At 60.6% G+C, this 22,610-nt stretch carries 16 protein-coding genes and 1 pseudogene; 7 read left to right on the top strand and 10 right to left on the bottom strand.

The window, feature by feature from the left end:
- Positions 1-17 precede the first annotated feature (17 nt).
- From CKV89_RS05950 to CKV89_RS05940, 4 genes and pseudogenes are all read left to right on the top strand, one after another.
- Positions 18-1,139 (top strand): ABC transporter ATP-binding protein, encoded by a 1,122-nt coding sequence (locus tag CKV89_RS05950; RefSeq protein ID WP_084441445.1) that lies wholly within the window; start codon positions 18-20, stop codon positions 1,137-1,139.
- Positions 1,136-1,626, top strand: a pseudogene (locus tag CKV89_RS12700) (ATP-binding cassette domain-containing protein); the annotation flags it as partial. The gene CKV89_RS05950 and the pseudogene CKV89_RS12700, both read left to right, overlap by 4 nt.
- 102 nt (positions 1,627-1,728) lie before the next feature.
- Positions 1,729-2,184, top strand: coding sequence for an oligopeptide/dipeptide ABC transporter ATP-binding protein (locus tag CKV89_RS12695; protein WP_407919587.1), 456 nt, complete (start codon positions 1,729-1,731; stop codon positions 2,182-2,184).
- A 535-nt stretch (positions 2,185-2,719) separates the two neighbouring features.
- Positions 2,720-3,511: a formylglycine-generating enzyme family protein gene (locus CKV89_RS05940; RefSeq protein ID WP_231935342.1), complete on the top strand. Its 792-nt coding sequence runs from the start codon at positions 2,720-2,722 to the stop codon at positions 3,509-3,511.
- Positions 3,512-3,635: 124 nt separating this feature from the next.
- Here CKV89_RS05940 and CKV89_RS05935 read toward each other — a convergent pair whose 3' ends face one another.
- Together CKV89_RS05935 and CKV89_RS05930 are read right to left on the bottom strand one after the other, a co-directional pair.
- Positions 3,636-4,211, bottom strand: a complete 576-nt coding sequence (locus CKV89_RS05935) for a DUF6226 family protein (RefSeq protein WP_028327991.1) — start codon at positions 4,209-4,211, stop codon at positions 3,636-3,638.
- 28 nt (positions 4,212-4,239) lie between these two features.
- A complete protein-coding gene (locus CKV89_RS05930; protein ID WP_407919568.1) occupies positions 4,240-5,703 on the bottom strand; it encodes a replication-associated recombination protein A in 1,464 nt (487 codons plus the stop codon).
- 161 nt (positions 5,704-5,864) lie between these two features.
- On the opposite strand from CKV89_RS05930, the gene CKV89_RS05925 reads away from it, so the two are divergent.
- Together CKV89_RS05925 and CKV89_RS05920 are read left to right on the top strand one after the other, a co-directional pair.
- Entirely contained in the window at positions 5,865-8,114 is a 2,250-nt protein-coding gene (locus CKV89_RS05925; RefSeq protein WP_051277769.1) for a putative bifunctional diguanylate cyclase/phosphodiesterase, read from the top strand.
- Positions 8,107-10,389, top strand: a complete 2,283-nt coding sequence (locus CKV89_RS05920; RefSeq protein ID WP_051277770.1) for a putative bifunctional diguanylate cyclase/phosphodiesterase — start codon at positions 8,107-8,109, stop codon at positions 10,387-10,389. Before CKV89_RS05925 ends, CKV89_RS05920 begins: the two co-directional genes overlap by 8 nt.
- A 15-nt stretch (positions 10,390-10,404) precedes the next feature.
- Here the strand turns inward: CKV89_RS05920 and CKV89_RS05915 are convergent, their stop codons facing one another.
- On the bottom strand, positions 10,405-11,037 hold the full coding sequence (locus CKV89_RS05915) for an HAD family hydrolase (protein ID WP_051277771.1): 633 nt from the start codon (positions 11,035-11,037) through the stop codon (positions 10,405-10,407).
- Between the two features lie 113 nt (positions 11,038-11,150).
- A complete protein-coding gene (gene aspS, locus CKV89_RS05910) occupies positions 11,151-12,974 on the bottom strand; it encodes an aspartate--tRNA ligase (protein WP_028327992.1) in 1,824 nt (607 codons plus the stop codon).
- 156 nt (positions 12,975-13,130) lie between these two features.
- Here aspS and CKV89_RS05905 point away from each other — a divergent pair, with 156 nt between their 5' ends.
- On the top strand, positions 13,131-14,837 hold the full coding sequence (locus tag CKV89_RS05905; protein ID WP_197697037.1) for a formate--tetrahydrofolate ligase: 1,707 nt from the start codon (positions 13,131-13,133) through the stop codon (positions 14,835-14,837).
- A 64-nt stretch (positions 14,838-14,901) separates the two neighbouring features.
- Here CKV89_RS05905 and CKV89_RS05900 read toward each other — a convergent pair whose 3' ends face one another.
- The 6 genes from CKV89_RS05900 to CKV89_RS05875 form a co-directional block, all read right to left on the bottom strand.
- Positions 14,902-15,372: a YchJ family protein gene (locus tag CKV89_RS05900; RefSeq protein ID WP_154657721.1), complete on the bottom strand. Its 471-nt coding sequence runs from the start codon at positions 15,370-15,372 to the stop codon at positions 14,902-14,904.
- Between the two features lie 111 nt (positions 15,373-15,483).
- Positions 15,484-17,550 carry a choline BCCT transporter BetT gene (gene betT, locus CKV89_RS05895; RefSeq protein WP_028327995.1) on the bottom strand — a complete coding sequence of 689 codons (2,067 nt, stop codon included), beginning with the start codon at positions 17,548-17,550 and terminating at the stop codon, positions 15,484-15,486.
- Positions 17,547-19,295 (bottom strand): choline dehydrogenase, encoded by a 1,749-nt coding sequence (gene betA, locus CKV89_RS05890; protein ID WP_028327996.1) that lies wholly within the window; start codon positions 19,293-19,295, stop codon positions 17,547-17,549. The genes betT and betA overlap by 4 nt, the downstream gene beginning before the upstream one ends.
- A 95-nt stretch (positions 19,296-19,390) precedes the next feature.
- Positions 19,391-20,884 (bottom strand): aldehyde dehydrogenase family protein, encoded by a 1,494-nt coding sequence (locus CKV89_RS05885; RefSeq protein ID WP_028327997.1) that lies wholly within the window; start codon positions 20,882-20,884, stop codon positions 19,391-19,393.
- 199 nt (positions 20,885-21,083) lie between these two features.
- Positions 21,084-21,761, bottom strand: a complete 678-nt coding sequence (locus tag CKV89_RS05880; RefSeq protein ID WP_051277772.1) for an NUDIX domain-containing protein — start codon at positions 21,759-21,761, stop codon at positions 21,084-21,086.
- A gap of 143 nt (positions 21,762-21,904) precedes the next feature.
- Entirely contained in the window at positions 21,905-22,501 is a 597-nt protein-coding gene (locus CKV89_RS05875; protein WP_028327999.1) for a hypothetical protein, read from the bottom strand.
- Positions 22,502-22,610: the final 109 nt, after the last annotated feature.

Genomic DNA, 22,610 nt, shown 5'->3' with positions numbered 1-22,610 from the left:
CGCAAAGAAGCCCACCCATGACCACCACACACACCAAACACGCCACCCACCGCAACGTCGGCCAAACCCTCCTGGAAGTCGATAACCTCCACGTCGACTTCCACACCGACGACGGCATCGCCCACGCCATCAACGGCGCCTCGTTCAGCGTCGCCGAAGGCGAAACCCTCGCCATCCTCGGCGAATCCGGATCCGGGAAATCTGTCACCGCCCAAGCCATCATGGGCATCCTCGACACACCACCAGCCCGCATCGCCTCCGGATCCGTGCGCTACCGCGGCCGCGACATCCTCACCCTGCCCGAAAGCGAACGCCGCAAACTACGCGGACCTGACATCTCCATGGTGTTCCAAGACGCCCTATCAGCACTTAACCCCGTCTTCCCCGTCGGCTGGCAAATCGCCGAGATGCTACGCGTCCACCGCGGCATGAACCGCAAAGACGCCCTCGACCAAGCCATCCGACTCATGGAACGCGTCCACATCCCCGGTGCAAAACAACGCGTCAAAGCATTCCCCCACCAATTCTCCGGCGGAATGCGCCAACGCATCATGATCGCCGTGGCCATCGCGCTCGACCCAGCAGTCCTCATCGCCGATGAACCCACCACCGCCCTGGACGTCACCGTCCAAGCCCAAATCATGCGCTTGTTGGCCGAACTCCAAGAAGAACGCCACATGGGCCTCATCCTCATCACCCACGATCTAGGGGTCGTGGCCGACGTCGCCGACCGCATCGCCGTCATGTACGCCGGACGCATCATGGAACAGGCCAACGTTTTCGACGCCTACGCCCACCCCGCACACCCCTACACCAAAGGGCTCCTGGACTCCATCCCCCGCATGGACGGCCGAGGCGAACAACTCGCCGCCATCGGCGGACTGCCACCCAACCTGCTCGCCATGCCCCCCGGCTGCGAATTCCAACCCCGCTGCCGCTACGCCACCAGCGAATGCATCCGCACCCGCCCAGCACTACACACCGTCGAAGACGACCCCACCCACCCACACACCTCGGCCTGCCACTACGCAGACTCCCTTTTCGAAGGAAAACTCACCCCCCGCGCCGAAGTCACCGCCACCGGCAGCATCCGCACCGTGCCCACCTCAACCACCCCCACGAACGGAGAAACACGATGAACGACGTCATCCTCCGTGCCAACGACCTCGTCAAGCACTACCCCATCCGCAAAGGCGTGCTGCGCCGCAAAGTCGGAGAAGTCAAAGCCGTCGACGGTGTCTCCTTCGAACTACGCAAAGGCGAAACCCTCGGCATCGTCGGCGAATCCGGGTGCGGAAAATCCACCCTCGGCCGCATGCTCGTCCGCCTCGAACACCCACCTCCGGCAGCGTCGACTTCGATGGTGCAGACCTGGCCACCGCCACCGGCGCCGCCCTACGAAAAATGCGCCGCGACATCCAAATCGTCTTCCAAGACCCCTACACCTCACTCAACCCACGTAAAACCGTCGGCGACATCATCGGCGAGCCCTTCGACATCCACCCCACCGCCACCCCTAAAGAAGGCAAAAAAGCCGCCGTACGAGAACTGCTCGACATGGTTGGCCTCAACCCCGAGCACATCAACCGATACCCCCACCAGTTCTCTGGCGGTCAACGACAACGCATCGGCATCGCCCGCGGCATCGCCCTGCGCCCCAAAGTGCTTGTCTGTGACGAACCAGTTTCGGCCCTTGATGTTTCCGTCCAGGCCCAAGCCGTCAACCTCATGGAACGACTTCAAGATGAGCTCGGACTGGCCTACATCTTCGTTGCCCACGACCTATCCGTCGTCCGCCACATCTCCGACCGCATCGGCGTTATGTACCTGGGCAAAATGGTTGAACTCGGCACCGAAGAAGAAATCTACGAACACGCCACCCACCCATACACCCAGGCACTCCTGTCCGCCGTGCCCGTCCCTGACCCCACCGTGCGCGGCCTAGGAAACCAAATCATCCTCACCGGCGATGTCCCCTCCCCCGCGAACCCACCCAGCGGCTGCCGATTCCACACCCGCTGCCCCATCGCCACCGACATCTGTGCCACCGATGACCCAGAACTCATCGACCGCCCAGACACCACCGCTACTGGCGCACACCGCAGTGCATGCCACTACGCCAAGGAAAACGCCATCATCAACAGCAAACCCACCCCACCCTTGGGTGAACCTGCCGGAATCTAACCCCACGCGTCTTCACCTGTCACCCCACGTGACAGGTGAAGACGCGTGCCTCCCTCGTCGGCACTCATGAGGTCATGATGCCTGGCCTCGTCGGCTGGTCTCGCTACGCACAGCCGGGGCGGCAATTCAAATTCTAGATATTCAAGATTCTTGAATATCTAGCTTAATTAGAGGGCACTGCCAGTGGGCGGTGTAGTTTGAATCCCAGTGAAGGCAGGATGGGTGGGTATGTTGAGAGAACTGACACTTTGGCCAGTTAGAGAGCCCAGTCTCACTCCAGTGCTTCTCTCGGAGAAAATCAACCAAGTTTTCAATAAATTGTTGAAATTACTGAGGGTCAATAACACTGGCATCAGCTTCAATCAATCCAATTGATCCGCTTGAAGAAGAGATGGATAGGAAATTTGATCCAAACGAATCTTCTTCCCCTAATGAGACTTTGTTTTGATTTTTGATCGCTATTGCACTTTTCAACAACCTGAAGGGTCAAGTATTTAAATCCTCAACTTAGGGCTCACGTGATCAACCCTTCTGTATGGACAAGTTGCACCTCAACCCCAAAGGTACCCCCAGAAAATCATTAACAATGAAAACTCACCTGGTCACCGTTCCTCTCCCCGGAGCAGTTAAGGAAACCGTGATTGATCGCCGCACTGGCCAGTCTTGGATCGTCCACGTCGAGCCGTTTGCTTTGGCAGACACCGTGGTTACGCATGGCGTATGGAACGACGTATGCGGCAAAGTCGGCGATCCTCAACTAGCCAATTTTCCCAAAACAGATGTGACCTGGCGAGACGCCATTTTGTTCTGCAATAAGTACTTGCTAAAGGAAGGATTAACGCCGGTCTACAAGATCACAGAGTGCAGCGTTCCCAAGCAGACACGATGGCGGCCGCACAGCGAACCGGAACTCGATGACTGGATCGTGGAGTGGAACCACAGCTCTGATGGGTATCGCCTGCCCACGGATGCTGAATGGCAGGTGGCATGCCGCGCAGGAACACTCGGAGCCCGTTACGGGCACCTGAATGACATCGCATGGTACGCGGATAATTCCGACGCTAGATCCCATCCAGTGCGATCGAAGCAGCCAAACACATGGGGCCTGTTCGATCTGCTCGGCGGTGTATGGGAATGGTGCTGGGATCTGTACGACCCCGCGGTCTATGGGTCATACCGAATTATTCGCGGCGGAGGCTGGAATGATCCGGAATGGAGCTGCCGAGCGGGCGTCCGACGCAAAACTAACCCGAGCGCCTCGTTCGACGATTTGGGGTTCCGTCTCGCACGAGGGGCCGCTGACCAGGCTGCCGTAAGAACAATCTGATGCATGAACCTGACGGATAGCCCGTCGAGAAACAACAGCATCTTTGAATTCAAAATAGGTGGAGCGGGTTCCAAAGAACCCACTCCACCTATTACGTTAAATCCAGCAACAACACCCCAGAGAATTAATCCACCCACGCCGCGCCATGCCACTCCCCTACCAACGGATGATCAAGAAAATGCGCGCCACCTTGACTGCTGCACTGCGACAAATACACATACCGATCCTGCTCATCCTGCCGCACAGTCACATAACCAGTCACCACAGACTCAAACGCACAATCAAAAAGCCCCAACAACGAGTCACTACCAAAATCACACCCATCACACCCACAACGCGGCTCAGACTCAATCACAAGCTGAGGATGAGCAACAGCCAACGTCGTCGGCTCCTGCACACCCGTAGTCACCCACAACGCTAAAGTCCCCGAACGCTTCGCACGCACCAGCTCACGACGCAACCGCTTCCCACCCTGCTGCACACACCCAACCTCCACAGCAGAAGCCACGCCCAACCCAACCAAAACATCCACCCACGCCCGCACCCGCAACGGCGGAGCCTCAAAACGACGAAAATCACTCGTGCGCTCATATGCCTCCAACAACGGACCATCACCCCCATGCGGGCTATCCCACGCCAAAGGCCCCAACGCCTCATAGCGGGCATCCACAGCATCCCGCACGTCAAACCACGTAACCATCCACCCAGCCTAAACACCCCAACCACCCTCAAAAATGCGACACCAGCTCACCCCCCCCTTCCGAAGAATTCGAAGAACCACCCTCAGCCCCTGGCTTACCCAAACGCTCCCGCAACCACGCCCACCGCCCCACCAGCCGCTCCTCATACCCATGAGGCTTGGGGTGATAGTAATCAACCCCCACCAACTCATCCGGCAAATACTGCTGCCGAGCAACCGAATCCACCTCATCATGCGCATACACATACGCATCCTTACCAGCCCCCACCGGCCTCGTCGCAGACCCAGCCGCCCGCGAAAACGCCGACCCCCGCAACGCCGGCGGCACCTGACCACCCCGCCCCGCCTTCACATCCGCCATCGCCGCATTAATCGCCGAATACACCGCATTCGACTTCGGCGCCAAACAATTATGAACAACCGCCTGCGCCAAAATCAGCCGAGCCTCCGGCATCCCCACCTGCGCCACCGCATGCATCGCCGCAACCGCAGTCTGCAACGCCCCCGGATCAGCCATACCAATCTCCTCACTGGCCGAAATCACCACCCGACGCGCAATAAAACGAGGATCCTCACCCGCCTCCAACATCACCGCCAAATAATGCAACGCAGCATCCACATCCGAGCCACGCATCGACTTAATCAACGCACTCGCAACGTCATAATGCTGCCCACCAGCCCGGTCATACCGCACCGCAGAACGCGCCACCGCACGCTCCACATGCGCCAACGTAATAACAGCAGGATCACCAGCCGTCGGATACCCACGCCCCGCCGGCAAATCATCCAACGCCACCCCCGCCGCAGCCTCCAACACTGTCAACGACCGCCGCGCATCACCACCAGCCATCCGCACCAAATGCTCCAAAGCATCATCCTCCACCACAAAAGCCCCACCCAAACCCCGCTCATCCACCAACGCCGCACCCACCACACCCGCCACATCCTCATCCGACAACGACGTCAACGTCACCACCATCGAACGAGACAACAACGGCGAAACAATCGAAAAACTCGGATTCTCCGTCGTCGCCGCCACCAAAATCACCGTGCGATTCTCAACCCCCGGCAACAAAGCATCCTGCTGCGCCTTCGAAAACCGATGAATCTCATCAAGAAACAACACCGTCTCAACCCCATACACATCCCTATCCCGACGCGCAGCCTCCATCACCGCCCGCACATCACGCACCCCCGCACTCAACGCAGACAACTCCACAAACTTGCGCTCACCACCAGCCACCAAATGCGCAAGCGTCGTCTTCCCCGTCCCCGCAGGCCCCCACAAAATCACCGACAACGGCCCCACACCACCACCAACAGCGCCCTCCACCAACCGCCGCAACGGACTCCCCACCCGCAACACATCACCCTGCCCACGCACCTCATCCAACGACCGAGGCCGCATCCGCACCGCCAACGGCACCGACCCCACCCCATCCACACCACCACGACCAGCCTCAGCAGCCACACCAAACAAATCATCACTCACACCCGACAGGCTAAACCGACCCCCACCACCCCTCCACCACCCAACCCGACCTCCACACGCACACCACACAACTCACCCCCGTACCCCTCAGAAACCCCCCACACCAGACGACCTGTGAAGTACCGACACCTCGGTCACACGGTGGTGCGAGAGGAGACCGAGTGAAAACCCCAACACCCCCACACACCAACCCCACACCCCGACCCCTCACTATCGCCATCGCCCTAGGTGCCACCACCCTCATCACCCTCACCTACCTACGCCACCCCACCTTCATGACCACCCCCCTCGGCATCGCCCAATGCGCCACCCTCGCCATCACCACCCTCAGCCCCCTCCGACGAAAACCCCACACCCCCACCCACTGGGCCACCTTCATCGCAGGAACCACCACCCTCATCCTCGCCACCCTCTTCGACACCATCGCCGCCCAAAGCATCCCCCACCCCTTCACCGAAACCCTCCACCTCACCGGCTACCTACTCATCACCCTCTTCTTCTTCACCAACCACACCCGCAACAACCCCCACCCACACCCCATCATCAACCTCGACACCGCAGCAGCAGCCATCGCCACCCTCCTCATCCTCTGGTCCATCCCCCTAGCACTCCCCCACCGCCCACCCGCCATCAACACCCTCCAATGGACCATCCACCCCACCCTCGACGCCCTCCTATGCGCCTACTTCGCCACCCACGCCAACCACCCAAACCAACACACCCCCACCGCACACTGGCTCACCGCAACCTTCGGCATCCTCCTAGCCAGCGACACCATCAAAGCAGCCACCCAACTCACCAACCAACCCATCCCCACCTGGTCAAACGCCGCCACCTTCATCGCAACCACCACCCTGGCCCTCGCCTTCACCCACCCAGACATCCTCACCATCACCCACCCCCACACCACCTACACCCACCGCACCCCCAACCGCGGCATCAACGCAGCCTTCTACCTCAGCGCCATCCCCGGCGTCGCCAGCCTCGCCATCCACAGCAACAACACCCCCGACCAAATACTGCGCACCTCCCTGGTCACCGCCCTACTCATCCTCCTATTCATCCGATTCCTCCGCGCCATGACCAAACTGTCCGCCACCGAAGCAGACAGCCGACACCGCGCAACACACGACCCCCTCACCGGACTACTCAACCGATCCGGACTCCTCCACGCCTGCACCAACGCACTACGCCGCAACCGCATCAACGGCCACCACACCCTCATGCTCTTCATCGACTGCGACCACTTCAAATACGTCAACGACACCTGGGGACACTCCGCCGGCGACGTCGTACTCACCACCATCGCCCACCGCCTACGCACCACCCACCCCAACGACATCACCGCACGCAACGGCGGAGACGAATTCATCCTCATCACCCCCATCCCCCACCCCGAACACGCAAAAACCATCGCCCACACCACCCTCCACACCTTCGACACCCCCATCGAAATCGCCCCCGGAGTCCTCCACAACATCACCCCCTCCATCGGCGTCGCCACCGCAACCCCCACCGAAAACATCACCCCCGAAGAACTCACCGCACGCGCCGACATCGCCCTCTACTCCGCCAAACAACGCGGCCGCGCCCGCTACGCCATCTTCGACGACGACCTCGGCACCAAAGCACGCACCCGAACCCTCACCCTCGCCGCCCTACGCCAAGCCGTCACCACCAACGCCATCACCGTCCACTTCCAACCCCTCATGACCGGCCCCAACTTCACCACCATCCTCGGCTGGGAAGCACTCGCCCGCTGGAACGACCCCACCCTGGGCCCCATCGCCCCCGACATCTTCATCCCCCTCGCCGAAGAAATCGGCCTCATCGAACCCCTCGGCGCCCACGTACTACGCACCGCATGCCGCGAACTACACACCCTGCGCACACTCCCCGGATACGAACACACCATCGTCTCGGTCAACGTCTCAGTCATCCAACTACGCCGCCCCGACTTCGTTGAAAAAGTCCTCACCACCCTCCACGAAACCAACCTCCCACCCACCGCACTCACCCTCGAAGTCACCGAATCCATCCCACTCATCGAAGGATCCATCGCACACAAAACCCTCGTCCAACTCCGCGCCGCCGGAGTAGCCGTCAGCATCGACGACTTCGGAACCGGCTACTCCTCCGTCACCGCCCTACTCCAAACCCCCGCAGACACCGTAAAAATCGACCGCTCACTCACCGCACGACTCGACACCACCGACGACGGCATCGCCCAAGTCTCAGCAGCCATCGAAGTCGTCACCAGCCTAGGCATCCCCTCCGTCACCGCCGAAGGCGTCGAAACCGCCGAACAAGCCCACATCCTCACCAGCCTCGGCTGCCACCACGCCCAAGGCTGGTACTTCGGCCGCGCCGAACCACCAAGCAACCTCATCGCGAGGCACACCCATGCCTAAAACCCACACCACCCCCCACCACAAACACCACCCCATCCTCATCCTCCTCGCACTCACCCTCCTCGCCGCCCAAAGCATCATCACCATCAACAACCCCTACGGCATCGGCCCCCTCACCCACGCCACCACCCTGACCATCGCCTTCCTCACCATCGCCATCGCCCCCTTCACACACGCCTACATGCCCCTACGCATCTGGGGATTCGTCCCCCTAGGCATCCTCTTCCTCGGCTCAGCCCGCATCATCGACCTCCAATGGCCCCGCACCGACGGAAACCCCCACGTCGACATCCTCTTCACCCTCGGATACCTCTCCTTCGGAATCTGGTTCGCCCAACTCAACAACCAAGCCGGAAAAGTACTCACCTACCGCGCCGTCCTCGACGCCATCGCTGTCACCACCTCCGTCATCCTTCTCCTATGGACCATCCCCGCCCTACGCACCAGCCTCGACAACCCCCTCCTAGTCCTGCAATGGACCGCATACCCCGTCCTCGACGCCACCATCGTCGTACTCACCGGCCACATCGCCTACCGCATCGGAACCTACATCCACGCCTGGTACTGGGTCTGCGCATCCATGACCGTCCAACTTGCCGCCGACCTCACCTGGGCCCAATACGGACTCGACGCAGGCCTAACCAACCACACCCTCCCCTCCGCACTGACCGCCACCGGATACGGACTACTCGCCATCGCCTGCGCCCACCCCTCCGTCGTCACCATGCGCGACCTGACCATGCCACCCCAACCACTCTCCCCCCACCCCTGGCGCCACGTACTCCTCTACCTACCCCTCATCCCCGCCGTCATCTACATCTCCCTACCCACCACAGACCGCATCGACACCACCGTCCGCGTCACCCTCACCCTCCTACTCCTCATCCTCCTCTACCTACGCCTCATCGGCACCACCAACGACCTCTCCCGCGCAGAAAACGAAAGCCAACACCGCGCCCAACACGACTCACTCACCGGACTACTCAACCGCTCCGCCCTCTTCGAAGTACTCGAACAACGCCTCAACCGCGACAACAACCACCACCACTCCACCGCCCTCCTCTTCTTCGACTGCGACCACTTCAAAGAAGTCAACGACACCTGGGGCCACGCCACCGGAGACCGACTCCTGACAAACATCTCCACAGGCCTGCCCCGACAACTACGCGACGACGACGTCATCGCCCGCATCGGCGGCGACGAATTCGTCATCGTCGCCACAGTCACCTCCCCCACCGACGCCCACCAACTCGCCCACCGCATCCTCACCTACTTCGAAACCCCCTTCACCCTCGCCCCCCGCACCACCCACCGCATCACCCCCTCCATCGGCATCGCCATCACCACCCCACCCGAACAATGCACCGCCACCGAACTCCTCGAACGCGCCGACCTAGCCCTCTACTCCGCCAAAGAACAAGGCCGCGCCCAATACGCCGTATTCGACGACATCTTCCGCGCACGCCAAAAGCGACGCAAACAACTCAGCGAAGCACTCCGCACCGCCCTACACCACAAACAAATAACCGTTCACTTCCAACCCATCATGACCGGCCCCTCATACACCCAAACCATCGGATGGGAAGCACTCGCCCGCTGGACCCACCCCACTCTCGGCGACATCCCACCCACCGAATTCATTCCCCTCGCCGAAGAACTCGGCCTCATCCACCCCATCGGACAACACGTCCTACACACCGCCTTGCACCACCTCACCCTCCTACGCAAACTCCCCCAACACAGCAACCGCACCATCGCCATCAACGCCTCCCCCCTCGAACTACAACGCACCGACTACGCAGACGACGTATTCACCGAACTAGCCACCACCGGACTGCCCCACCCCGCACTCACCATCGAAGTCACCGAACGCCTCCCCACCCACACCCCACTACCAGGATCACCAGCAAACGTCCCCCTCCAAAACCTCGCCCGCCTCCGCCGCGCCGGCATCAACGTCGTCATCGACGACTTCGGCACCGGCCACTCCTCCTTCACCTCCCTCCTACGCACACCCGCAAACGGCGTCAAACTCGACCCCTCCCTCATCAGCCGCATCGGACATGACCCCCGCGGCGCCACCCAGGTCCGAGCAATGATCCGACTAGTCCAAGCACTCAAACTCGACACTGCTATCGCTGAAGGCGTCGAAACCGCAGAACAAGCCACAGTCCTCGAAGAAGCCGGATGCCACATGGCTCAAGGCAACTACTTCGCCATACCCCAATCCCCCACCGACATCCTCACCCAAGCAACCCCCACCATCGCCGAATAACCACCCCCACCTAACTCACCCCAACTCAAACATCACTCCCTCTTCACGCAGCAACGACACCAAATCACCAATTCCCTGATCCGGGCTGTCATGCCGCGCATGCACCCGCGCCGATAACCCAACCTGGCGAGCAGCAGCCACGTTGTCAGCCCTGTCATCAATAAACAAAACCCCCTCCGGCCCAATCCCCAACCGGTCAAGCAACCTCCGGAAATACTCCGCAGAAGGCTTAGCCACCCCTAAATCACACGAAAAAAACAACTCATCAAAGTGATCCGCATACCCCAGCCCCAACATCACATCACGGCGAAAACTCTGCTGGTTGCTCGCCAAATGCACCTTCACCCCCGCCGCACGCACCGCATCCACCAAAGCAAACGACTCCGCAAAAACATCAATCGAGGCCCACCCAGAAAGAATGTCCTCCACAGCTTCTGCAGGAAGCCCACGTTCAGCCACGAAACGCCCCACCGCATCCTCAATACGCCCCTGCCCCGCTAACGACGGCAACTCGATCCGAAACAGTTCCTCCGCTAACGCCTCCCGGCTGCCCTCTAAGGCATAACGCCCCCACCGCTTAGCCAACTCTGCAGAAGGCGCCTGCAACACCCCATCAGCATCAAACAAAACCGTGTGAACAACAGCCACGAAAACTCCTTCAGAAATTCAAAGAATCCAACACCCGGGCACGCCCATCCGAACGCGCCCGACACACGTGTGCGGCCCGAGTCGACCTCGACCCGAGCCGCACAGCACACACATCAGTTACCCGCAGCAGCTCCTGCCGAAGCAGCATCCGAGGCGTTCGCCTCATCCTTCTTCTTCGGCTTGGCATCTACGCCAGCCTCACGCCGCTGCTGCACCGTGATCGGAGCAGGAGCATCGGTCAACGGGTCGTAACCGCCGCCGGACTTGGGGAACGCAATAACATCCCGGATGGTGTCAAACCCACCGAGCAACATCACCAACCGGTCAATACCCCACGCGATACCACCATGCGGGGGTGCACCGAAGCTGAACGCCTCAAGCAAGAAGCCGAACTTCTCGGATGCTTCTTCTTCGCTGAGCCCCATGACAGAGAAGACCCGCTTCTGCACATCACGGCGGTGAATACGGATAGATCCGCCACCGACCTCCACGCCGTTACACACAAAGTCGTACCCGTAAGACAAAGCCGAACCCGGGTCAGTGTCAAAGGTGTCCAGGAACTCCGGCTTCGGCGACGTGAACGCGTGATGCACCGCATTCCATTTACCTGCACCCAGCGCCACATCACCTTCCGCCACAGCGCGCTCAACCGGTTTGAACATTGGCGCGTCGACAACCCAGCAGAACGCCCAAGCATCTTCAGGAATCATGCCGGTGCGGTGTGCAATCTCCAGACGCGCCGCTCCCAGCAGCTCCTGGCTTGCCTCACGCTCACCAGCCGCGAAGAAGATCGCATCCCCTGGGTTGGCGCCAACTTTCGCGGCCAACCCTTCACGCTCTGTTTCGGAAATGTTTTTAGCGACCGGTCCACCAAGCGCACCATCTTCACCGATCGTGACGTAGGCCAGTCCCTTTGCTCCACGCTGACGTGCCCACTCCTGCCAGGCATCGAACTGGCGACGAGGCAACGAGCCACCACCAGGCATCACTACCGCACCTACGTATTCGTTCTGGAATACCCGGAAAGGTGTCTGCGCGAAGAACTCAGTCATTTCGACAAGTTCGTTGCCAAAGCGCAGGTCAGGCTTGTCTGAACCGTACTTGTCCATCGCTTCGTGCCACGTGATGCGCGGCATTGGCCGGGGCAGCTCCACCCCAATGAGTTTCCACACCGCTGCCATCACTTCTTCGGCAATCGCGATGACGTCTTCCTGGTCCACAAAGCTCATCTCGAGGTCGAGCTGCGTGAACTCAGGCTGCCGGTCAGCACGGAAATCCTCATCGCGGTAGCAGCGAGCAATCTGGTAGTACCGCTCCATCCCACCGACCATGAGGAGCTGTTTGAACAGCTGCGGACTCTGCGGCAGCGCATACCACGAGCCCGGCGACAAACGAGCCGGCACAAGGAAGTCGCGAGCGCCCTCGGGGGTTGAACGCGTCAGGGTGGGAGTTTCAATGTCGTAGAAATCGTGGGCGGCTAGCACTTCCCGGATGGTGTGCGTCACCTTCGAGCGAAGCACGAGAGCGTCATGTTGGCGCTGGCGGCGCATGTCGAGGTAGCGGTACTTCAACCGGGCTTCTTCACCGACGTTGATGCGCTCATCAATCTGGAAAGGTAGTGGAGCTGCTTCGCTCAACACTTCGAGGGATGAAGCAACAATCTCGATCTCGCCGGTGGGCAGTTCGGGGTTGACGTTTTCAGCGTCACGAGGGGTGACTGTCCCGGTGACTTGGATGCAGAACTCGTTGCGGAGGGCACGGACACCCCCGGCGAGTGCCTCATCACGGAAAACCACCTGCACGATACCGCTGGCATCACGAACATCGATGAATTCGACGCCACCGTGGTCGCGGCGGGAATCAACCCATCCCGCGAGAACGACCTCGGTCCCTGCGTCGCTGGAGCGGAGTGAGCCGGCTGTATGGGTGCGGAGCATGCATGTTCCTTTCTTCGCGCCCACATAGACGGTGTGGGCGCATGGGGTCTTCTTTGATCCTACGCGGGGTGCATTCGTGTTCTCGAACGCAAGAAGTTGGGCGACAGTCTGAGTTAGCCGCTGCGTAAGCGTGTTAGCTGCGTCATGATGAAGGACATGAGCAGCTCCATGCCTTCGAATCTGCACATTGCTCGGGATGCCGAATTGCGTCCCGTTTCAGAGATCGGTGCGGCCGCCGGTCTGTCCACGGAGCAAATGGATCCGTATGGCCACTATGTGGCGAAAGTGTCGTTGGATGCGGTGAACAACCCTTCCAAGGTTGCTGGTGGCGCGAAATATGTTGTGGTTAGCGCCATCACTCCGACTCCGTTCGGTGAAGGAAAAACCACAACGTCGGTGGGTTTGGCCCAGGGATTGTCTCGGATCGGGCATCCGGCAACGTTGGCTTTGCGTCAGCCATCGATGGGGCCGATTTTCGGTATTAAGGGTGGCGCGGCAGGTGCTGGTTACAGCCAAGCCGTGCCGATGGAGAAGTTGAACCTGCATTTGACGGGTGATTTTCATGCTGTGACGGCGGCGCATAGTTTGTTGGCCGCGATGGTGGATAACCACCTGCATCACGGTAATGAGCTGGGTATTGACACGCGTGCGATCTCTTGGAAGCGCGTTGTCGATATGAATGATCGAGCGTTGCGGAATGTGATTGTCGGTTTGGGTTCACGCATGGATGGGGTGGCGCGTGAGACCGGTTATGACATCACTGCAGCTTCTGAGGTGGGTGTCGCTTTGTCTTTGGCGACGTCGCTGCATGATCTTCGTGAGCGTTTGGGTCGCATCGTCATTGGCTACTCGTATGAGGGCAAACCGGTCACAGCTGAGGATTTGAAAGCTGCGGGCGCGATGACGGTGCTTTTGAAAGAGGCGATTAAGCCCAACTTGTTGCAAACGTTGGAGCACACACCGGCGTTGTTCCATGCTGGCCCGTTCGGGAATATCGCCACGGGTAACTCATCTGTGGTTGGTGACCTGATTGGCCGTCAGATGGGTGAGTATTTGATCACGGAGGCTGGTTTCGGCGCGGATATGGGTGCCGAGCGGTTCTTCAATATCAAGTGTCGTGTTTCGGGTATGACTCCGGATGCGGCGGTGCTGGTCACAACGGTGCGGGCGTTGAAGTCTCACTCGGGTCGGTTCACCATCACGGCGGGTAAGGATCTGCCGGAGGAGATGAAGACGGAGAACCCTGATCTCGTCCGTGAGGGGGCCGCGAACTTGCGTAAGCACATCGAGATTATTCGTGGTTTCGGTGTTGCTCCGGTTGTGGCTATTAATGCTTTCCCGGGTGATTTTGCTTCGGAGCATCAGGCGATTCGTGAGATCGCTGAGGAGATGGGCGCGCATGTTGCTGTCTCTACGCATGTGGCTGATGGTGGCCGTGGTGCTGAGGAGCTGGCTGAGGCTGTGCACGCTGCTGCGAACAGTGAAACCACTTTCACGCCGAGCTATGAGATGTCGGATTCGTTGGAGGACAAGCTCCACAAGGTGACGACGAAGGTGTACGGCGGCGATGGTGTGGATCTGTCTCCGGTGGCCCGTAAGGAGCTTGCTCGGTTCACGGATCTTGGTTTCGGTAATTTGCCGGTCGTTATCGCTAAGACGCATTTGTCTATCTCGCATGACCCGAAGTTGAAGGGTGCGCCGACTGGTTGGCGGTTGCCTGTGCGTGAGGTGCGTTTGGCTGCTGGCGCGGGGTATGTGTACGCGATCGCTGGTGAGATGCGTACGATGCCGGGCTTGGGTAAGCATCCTGCGGCAGAGCGTATGGATATTGATGAGAACGGTGAGATTGTCGGTTTGTTCTGACGTTCGCTGTGTTGAGTGTTTGGTGGGGCTGGTCATTGTGGATGGCCGGCCCCACCGGCCTGTGTTAATCGAGGATGTCACCGTCGACGTAGACCCAGGCGCCGTTGAGTCGTTGGAATCTGCTGTGTTCGGTGAGGGTGGTTGTGTGTCCGTCGCGGGCGCGGGCGTGGGCGCGATAGGTGACGGTTCCGGTGGTGTCGGTGGTGTTTCCGTGGTGGGTGTCGAGGATGTCGAGTGCGGTCCAGGTGTGTTCTGGGTCTAGGCGCAGGTGTTCGGGGCGGGTGTTGGGGTGCCAGGTGTCGAGGAGATATTTGCCGTTGTAGAGGGCGAATGCGCTGTAGCGGGAGCGCATGAGTGCTTCGGCGGTGCCTGCTCGGCGTAGTCCGTGGTGGAGGGCTCCGCAGCATCCGATGTAGGTGCGGCCTGACCCGCAGGGGCAGGGGGCGTTGTCGGGTAGTTGTTGTCCTTCGATGGGGGTGTGGTGTTTTCGGGGTGCGCCGAAGCTGGCACCGGTGCCGAATGCCGAACTTGCCATGGCTGTCTCCTGTCGGTGTTTCTGTTTTCGTGTCTCATCCTGCCTTGGCGCACGGTGATGCCCCGGTCACCGGTTGTGGTGATCGGGGCATCGGTGGTGTTTTTGTGGGGTTTATGTGATCGAGGATTCGATTTCGTAGATTCGTCGGAAGTCGACGTACCTTTCGTAGTGGTCGAGGATGTCGTGTCTTAGTTCGTCTGTGCTGTAGCCGAATACGTCGTAGGGTTCGTCGGAGATCCCGTTGACTTCGAGTCGTGTGGTGACGTCTTCGACGTCGAGGGCTCGCCCGTATGAGGGTGCGGCTACGGTTCGGATTGAGACGCGGTATCGGAAGGTTTCTTCTTCTCCGCATTGGGCCACGAGTGCGACGTATCTGGTGGGTTCGTCGCCTGCGTCGATGAGGCTCATGTCTTCGTCTTCGCCGGAGACGACTTCGGCTGTGGTGCCTTCGTCGCGGAATGCGGTGGCTACGTCTTCCAGGGCGGGGATGACGACCCGGTTGAGGTATTCCTCCGCTCGGCGGCGGGAGACGGTGTTGAACGCCTTGGACATCCGGGATCGCCAGGAGGGGCGTTGGCGAACCATGGTGGAGGAGCCGAGGATGGATGGCTCGACCACGCGGTGTCTGGATTCGATGCGGCGCCCTTCGTCGGCGAGTGCTTTCCATAGGCCGACCATGACGAGCAGTACCACGATGGCGAAGGGTAGGCCCATGATGATGGTGGCGTTTTGGAGGGCGGGGATTCCGCCGACCATGAGGATGCCGATGGTGAGCAGCGCGGTGACGGCGGCCCAGAAGATGCGTAGCCAGGGCTGTGCATCGGTGCGGGGTGTCACGCGGGTGGAGCTGAGGTTGGCCATGACGAGTGCTCCGGAGTCAGCGGATGTGACGTAGAAGAGCAGTCCGACGATGGTGGCGAGCCCCACGATGAAGAACGCTGCTGGGTATTGCTGCAGCAGGGCGTAGAACCCGTATTCGGGGACTTTGAGTGCTTGTTGTCCGAAGGCGCTGTCTCCGCTGCGGATTCTGTCGATGGCTGCGTTGCCGAAGATGGATACCCACATGAGGATGTAGGCGAAGGGCAGGGTGAGTGTGCCGATGACGAATTCGCGGATGGTTCGTCCGCGGGAGATGCGGGCGAGGAACATGCCGACGAAGCTGGCCCAGGCGATCCACCAGGCCCAGAAGAACAGTGTCCAGGCGTTCATCCATTCTCTGGCGTCGTTGTAGGCGAGGGTGCCCATTGCCATGCCGGGGAACATGGAGACGAAGTCGCCGATATTCATGACTAGAGAGTTGAGGAGGAAGTCTGTCTTGCCTGCTGCCAGGACGTAGAAGGCAAGGAAGAGTGCGAGGAGCACGTTGAGTTGGGACAGGATTCGGATGCCTTTGTCGACGCCGGAGGTGGCCGAGATGGTGGCTACTCCGACGGCGATGACAACGAGGACGATTTGTGCGGGCAGTCCTTGGCGGATGCCGAACATGATTTCGAGTCCGACGTTGAGTTGGACGACTCCGATTCCCAGGGTGGTGGCTACGCCGAAGATGGTGCCGACGATGGCGGCGGTGTCGACTGCGTGGCCGGGGGCGCCGGCGAGGCGTTTGCCGAACATGGGGTGTAGGGCTGATCGCACAGCTAGGGGTAGTCCTTTGCGGTGTGCGAAGTAGCCCAGTGCCATGCCCATGAGGGCGTACATTCCCCATCCGATAATTCCGTAGTGGAACAGGGTCCATACGGTGGCTTCTTTCGCTGCTTGCACGGTTTGTGGCTGGGTTGCCGGTGGTGCGAGGTATTGGGCGACGGGTTCGGCGACCGAGAAAAACATGAGGTCGGTACCGATTCCTGCTGCGAAGAGCATGGAGGCCCAGGCGAAGAAGGTGTATTCGGGTTTGGAGGTGTCGGGGCCGAGTTTGATGCGGCCGGTTTTTCCGGATGTCGCGAGGATCAACACGAATAGGAGGCTGAATGCGGCTAGTCCTACGTAGAACCAGCCGAACCATTTCCCTGTCCAGGCCACGACGGTGCCGAGGATGGCCCCGGCACGCGTCGTGTCAAGGATGGCCCAGAGTGCAATGACGAGGATCACCACGCTGGAGGCGATGAATACGGGCCATTGGACTCCGGCGTTTTTGATCTTGCTGGTGAGTGTGTTCCCCGGTGTGAGGGGAACGGTCACTGGTTTTCTCCCTGCTGTTTGGCTGCTAGTTCTGCGGCGGAGGGGAGGTCGCGGCGGGCGTCCCATCCGTTGTTGCGTGCATCGCCGTCGGGGTAGATGGGCATGTCGTGTTTGGCGAGGTAGACGGGTGCGTGTTCGGGGGGTAGTGGGGTGTTTCCGGCGATGAGGTCGGCTGCTTTTTCGGCGATCATCATGGTGGGTGCGTAGATGTTGCCGTTGGTGATGGTGGGCATGACGGATGCGTCGACGACGCGTAGGCCTTCGACTCCGTGGACTTGCATGGTGTCGGGGTTGACGACGCTCATCTCGCCTTTACCCATGGCTGCGGTACAGGAGGGGTGTAGGGCTGTTTCTGCGTCGTTTTTGACCCATTCGAGGATGGCTTCGTCGGACTGGACGTCGGGTCCGGGTGAGGTTTCGCCGGCGTCGAAGGGGCGCATGGCGGGTTGGTCGAGGATGTAGCGTGCGGCGCGGACAACTTCGACCCATTCGCGGCGGTCTTTTTCGGTGGAGAGGTAGTTGAACCGTAGTTCGGGGTGTTCGAAGGGGTTGGTGGAGCGGATTTTGAGGGTTCCCATGACGTCGGAGTTCATGGGGCCGATGTGGACTTGGTAGCCGTGGGAGCCTTTTTCGCCGGAGCCGTCGTAGCGCACGGCGATGGGGAGGAAGTGGAACATGAGGTTGGGGTATTCCACGTCGTTGTTGGTGCGGATGAAGCCGCCGCCTTCGAAGTGGTTGGAGGTGCCAACGCCTTTTCCGAGGAGCCAGGAGGCGCCGATGAAGGGGGCTTTCCAGTAGTTGAGCCAGGGGCCGATGGAGACGGGTTCGGCGCATTTGTGTTGGAGGTAAACCTCGAGGTGGTCTTGCATGTTGGCGCCGACGCCAGGGAGGTTGATGCGGGGGGTTACGCCAGCTGCGGTGAGGGTTTCGGGGTCTCCGATTCCGGCGAGTTGGAGTAGTTGTGGGGAGTTGAAGGCGCCTCCGCAGAGGATGACGTCTCCGGCGGTGACGGTTTCGTTTTTGCGTCCGCGTTTGTATTCGACTCCGGTGACGCGGTTTCCGTCGAATTTGAGCCCGGTGACCATCGAGAGGGTGTGGATGGTGAGGTTTTTGCGGTTGCGGATGGGCCAGAGGTAGGAGCGGGATGCGCTTTGGCGGTGTCCGTCGATGAGGTTGCGGTCGAAGGGTGCGAAGCCTTCTTGGCGGTATCCGTTGACGTCGTCGGTCATGGGGTAGCCGGCTTGGCGGGCTGCTTCGAAGAAGGCTTGGAAGAGTGGGGAGGAGGCGGGGCCTTTAGACATTTTTAGGGGGCCGGAGGCTCCTCGCCATGCGTTGGCTCCGTCTGCTGCGGTTTCCATGCGTTTGAAGTAGGGCAGGCAGTGGGCGTAGTCCCAGTGTTCCATGCCTTCGTTTTCGCGGGCCCAGCGGTCGTAGTCGGTGGGGTTTCCGCGTTGGAAGATCATGCCGTTGATGGAGGAGGATCCGCCGAGGACTTTGCCGCGTGCGTGGGCGATGCGGCGGCCGTTCATGTGGGGTTCTGGTTCGGAGGCGTAGGCCCAGTCGTAGAGGGGGTTGCCGCTGGGGAACATGAGTGCGGCGGGCATGTGGATCAGTGGGTCGAATTTGAAGTCTGAGCGTCCTGCTTCGAGGACGAGGACGGTGGTGGAGGGGTCGGCGCTGAGCCTGTGTGCGAGGACGGATCCTGCTGATCCGCCGCCGACGATGACGTAGTCGTAGGTTGCCATGTGTTTTTCTCCTTCGTCTTTTCTTCGTCCTCGTGTGCCCGTGTGGGCAGGGGTGTGGGGGCGCGCAGGGGTATGCGCGCCTCCTTGGGGGTGGTTCAGGCTTGGCTGTCGTTGAACCAGCCGGCGCGGGCGGGGCTGGTGTTGTGCCAGATGTGTTTGGTTTCTTGGTATTCGCCTAGGCCGTGGTGGCCGAGTTCGCGGCCGATTCCGGAGCGTTTGTAGCCGCCCCATTCGGCTTGTGCGACGTAGGGGTGGTAGTCGTTGATCCAGATGGTTCCGTGGCGTAGTCTGCGGGCGACGCGTTCTGCGCGGCCTGCGTTTTCGCTCCAGACGGCTCCGGCTAGGCCGTAGATGGTGTCGTTGGCGATGGTGAGTGCGTTGCGTTCTTTTTCTTCGTCTGTTTGGCCGGTGAAGGTTTCGACGGTGAGCACGGGGCCGAAGGATTCTTCTTGGACGCAGCGCATGGAGGTGTGGCAGTTGTCGAGGATGGTGGGTGGGTAGTAGTAGCCCTTTTCGAGATCGCCGCCGGGGCGTTGGCCGCCGACGCGGAGGGTGGCGCCTTCTTCGAGGGCGTTGGCTACGTATTTTTCGACTTTGTCGCGGTGGGCGGCGGAGATGAGGGGGCCGGTTTCGGCGTCGGGGTCGAAGGGGCCGCCCATGCGGATTTCGCTGGCGCGGCGGACGAGTTCGTCGACGACGCGGTCGTGGATGGATTCTTCGACGATGAGGCGTGCGCCGGCGGAGCAGACTTGGCCGGAGTCGAGGAATACTGCGGTGAGGGCGTTGTCGATGGCGGCGTCGATGTTGGCGTCGGCGAAGATGACGTTGGGGTTTTTGCCGCCGAGTTCGAGGGCGATGTTTTTCACGGTGTCTGCGGCGGTGCGCATGATGTTGGTGCCGGTGGCTAGCCCGCCGGTGAAGGAGACGAGGTCGACGTCTGGGGATTCGGTGAGGGCTTGGCCGACGGTTGCTCCGGGGCCCAGGACGAGGTTGGCCACGCCGGCGGGTAGTCCGGCGCGTTCGAGGGCGTCCATGAGCCAGATGCTGGTGGAGGGGGTGAGTTCGCTGGGTTTGAGAATGAAGGTGTTTCCAGCGGCCAGGGCGGGGGCTACTTTCCAGGAGGTTTGGAGCAGGGGGTAGTTCCAGGGGGTGATGAGTGCGCAGACGCCGATGGGTTCGTGGACGATGCGGCTGGAGACGTTAGGGGTGCCGGGGTTGACGATGCGGCCTGCGTTTTCTTGGGCGAGGCTGGCGAAGTGGCGGAAGACGTTGATGATGTCGGTGACGTCGATTTGGCATTCGACGAAGCGTTTTCCGGTGTCGAGGGCTTCGAGGCGGGCGACGTCGTCTGCTTCGGTGGTGAGCAGGTCGGCGACTGTGCGTAGGAGGGCGGCGCGTTCTGGTGTTGGGGTTGTGGGCCAGGGGCCGTTGTCGAATGCTTTGCGTGCGGCGCGGATTGCGTCGTGGGCGTCGGCTGTGTTGCCTTCTGCGACGGTGGTGACGTGGGTGTTGTCTGCAGGGCAGGTGATGTCTCGGGTGGCGCCGTCGTGGGCGTCACGCCATTGTCCGTCGATGTACATCTTCGTCATGCGCGCCTCCAGGGTTGTCATGTCGATACATCGCGCGGAGTCGCTGTAGGCGATTGTGCACCAGGTACTGCGGTGGATCTACGCGCCCCATTGGTGCTGCTGCGCGAGGATCATTGCGTGGACTCGTGGTGCGAGTCGTTCGTTCCACACTAGTGGCAGGTGTGGGCAGTACCACATTGGTTGTGGGTTATTTGGGGTGTTATAAGTCGCGGTGTGCGGGGTGGAGCGGGAAGGGTGTGTCTGCGGGTTGCAAGGTTTTCCAGTCTCGTTCGCGGGCGGCGTGGGCGGTGAGGACCCCGATGATGAGTGGGGCGTTTGCGAGTTGTCCGGCGATGACTGCTTCGTAGAGTGTGTCCAGGTCGACCCAGGCGGTGCGGATGTCTGCTTCTTCGCCGCATCGTTCGTAGCGTTGGTCGCTGGGCACTTCGGTGAAGTCGCGGGCGAGGTAGATGCGGATGGTTTCGGTGCTTGCCCCTGCGCTGGGTGCGAATTGGGTCAGGGTGTGCCAGGTTGCAGCTGAGATGTCTGCTTCTTCTTCGAGTTCGCGGGCTGCTGCTTCGGCGGGAGGTTCGTCGTCGTTGTCCAGTAGGCCTGCGGGTAGTTCCCATTCGTGAATGCCGACGGCGTGTCGGTATTGCTTGATGAGGAGTACTTGGTCGTTGCCGGCGCAGGTGGTGCGTAGGGCGAGGACGGCGACTGCTCCTGGGTGGGTGAGGTATTCGCGGGTGACGAGGCCACCGGCGGGGCCTAGGTCGACGCGGGCTCGGTCGAATCCGAAGACGGCTCCGTCGGCGATGGTCATGAGGCTGTCGACGTCTTTTTGTCCGTATTCGTCAAAGAGTTGGTCGGTCGAGAGGAGGGGTGCCTCGAGCGACATGTGGCTGCTCCGTTTCATGCTGGGGGTGTTTTGTTGTGTCGGCAGGGTTCACGGTAGCGGCCTGTGGGGGCGTGGTGGGGGCGAAACCCCGTGCTGTTTGGCGCTTTTAAATCTGGTGGTGTCTGTGTTTTTTGTTGCTTTGTTTAACGGTATGTGGGGTGTTGGTTGGCGGCTATTGCTTTTGCGCGGCTTCGGGCGCCACTGACCCATAGCACTGCCCCGCTGAGAGCGATCATTGTGAATACGAGGATTCCTACGACTGAAACAGCAGCGATGGTTCCGGCGGTTTTGAGGGATTCCATTGCTGCTTCTGGGAGTATGACGACTCCTTTGTTTGGGGTGCAGGTGATGTCGTAGCTGCCTGCGGGGGCTTCGAAGGCTCCGATTCCGAAGTGGCTTTTTCCGTCTCCTTTGACGTGGGATTTGCCTGGGTTGACGGGGATGGGTGAGCCGGATGAGGAGTGGACTGTGCAGGTGGTTTCGTGTTTTTCGGCGAGGATAATCTGTCGCCCGCCATGTGTTATCTCTGCATGCCCTTGGGTGATGTGGGCGCTTTTTTCGTTGACCAGTTCGTTGATGTGATCGTCGTTGATCTGTAGGAGGGCGTATCCGATTCCCAGTCCTGATGTCAGCAGTAGTAGGAGGGCGGTGAGGGTGATGGCTCGTCCTGCTCGGCGTAGTCGCTCGCCGGGTAGGGGGGTGTGCAGCTGGTGCTGTTGGGCTGGTTTTTGTGGGGTCACAGCACCGCACGCTAGCAGTGTCTTCTGTTGGGGCTTAATGCTTCTGGTCGCTGTTGTGACTGTTTTGGGGGTGTTTTGGGCGGCGGGTGGTTGGGTACCACCCGCCGCC

Source organism: Dermatophilus congolensis, assembly GCF_900187045.1.
Classification (GTDB): Bacteria; Actinomycetota; Actinomycetes; order Actinomycetales; family Dermatophilaceae; genus Dermatophilus; species Dermatophilus congolensis.
Note: the sequence above shows the minus strand (reverse complement) of the source record. Positions and strands in the feature narration are given on the sequence as shown.

Excerpts from the sequence above, each read along its gene's own strand:
- CKV89_RS05950 (WP_084441445.1), top strand. The coding sequence starts at position 18 with ATGACCACCACACACACCAAACACGCCACCCACCGCAACGTCGGCCAA.
- CKV89_RS12695 (WP_407919587.1), top strand. The coding sequence starts at position 1,729 with ATGGAACGACTTCAAGATGAGCTCGGACTGGCCTACATCTTCGTTGCC.
- CKV89_RS05940 (WP_231935342.1), top strand. The coding sequence starts at position 2,720 with ATGGACAAGTTGCACCTCAACCCCAAAGGTACCCCCAGAAAATCATTA.
- CKV89_RS05935 (WP_028327991.1), bottom strand. The coding sequence starts at position 4,211 with ATGGTTACGTGGTTTGACGTGCGGGATGCTGTGGATGCCCGCTATGAG.
- CKV89_RS05920 (WP_051277770.1), top strand. The coding sequence starts at position 8,107 with ATGCCTAAAACCCACACCACCCCCCACCACAAACACCACCCCATCCTC.
- aspS (WP_028327992.1), bottom strand. The coding sequence starts at position 12,974 with ATGCTCCGCACCCATACAGCCGGCTCACTCCGCTCCAGCGACGCAGGG.
- CKV89_RS05905 (WP_197697037.1), top strand. The coding sequence starts at position 13,131 with ATGAGCAGCTCCATGCCTTCGAATCTGCACATTGCTCGGGATGCCGAA.
- CKV89_RS05900 (WP_154657721.1), bottom strand. The coding sequence starts at position 15,372 with ATGGCAAGTTCGGCATTCGGCACCGGTGCCAGCTTCGGCGCACCCCGA.
- betA (WP_028327996.1), bottom strand. The coding sequence starts at position 19,295 with ATGGCAACCTACGACTACGTCATCGTCGGCGGCGGATCAGCAGGATCC.
- CKV89_RS05885 (WP_028327997.1), bottom strand. The coding sequence starts at position 20,884 with ATGACGAAGATGTACATCGACGGACAATGGCGTGACGCCCACGACGGC.
- CKV89_RS05880 (WP_051277772.1), bottom strand. The coding sequence starts at position 21,761 with ATGTCGCTCGAGGCACCCCTCCTCTCGACCGACCAACTCTTTGACGAA.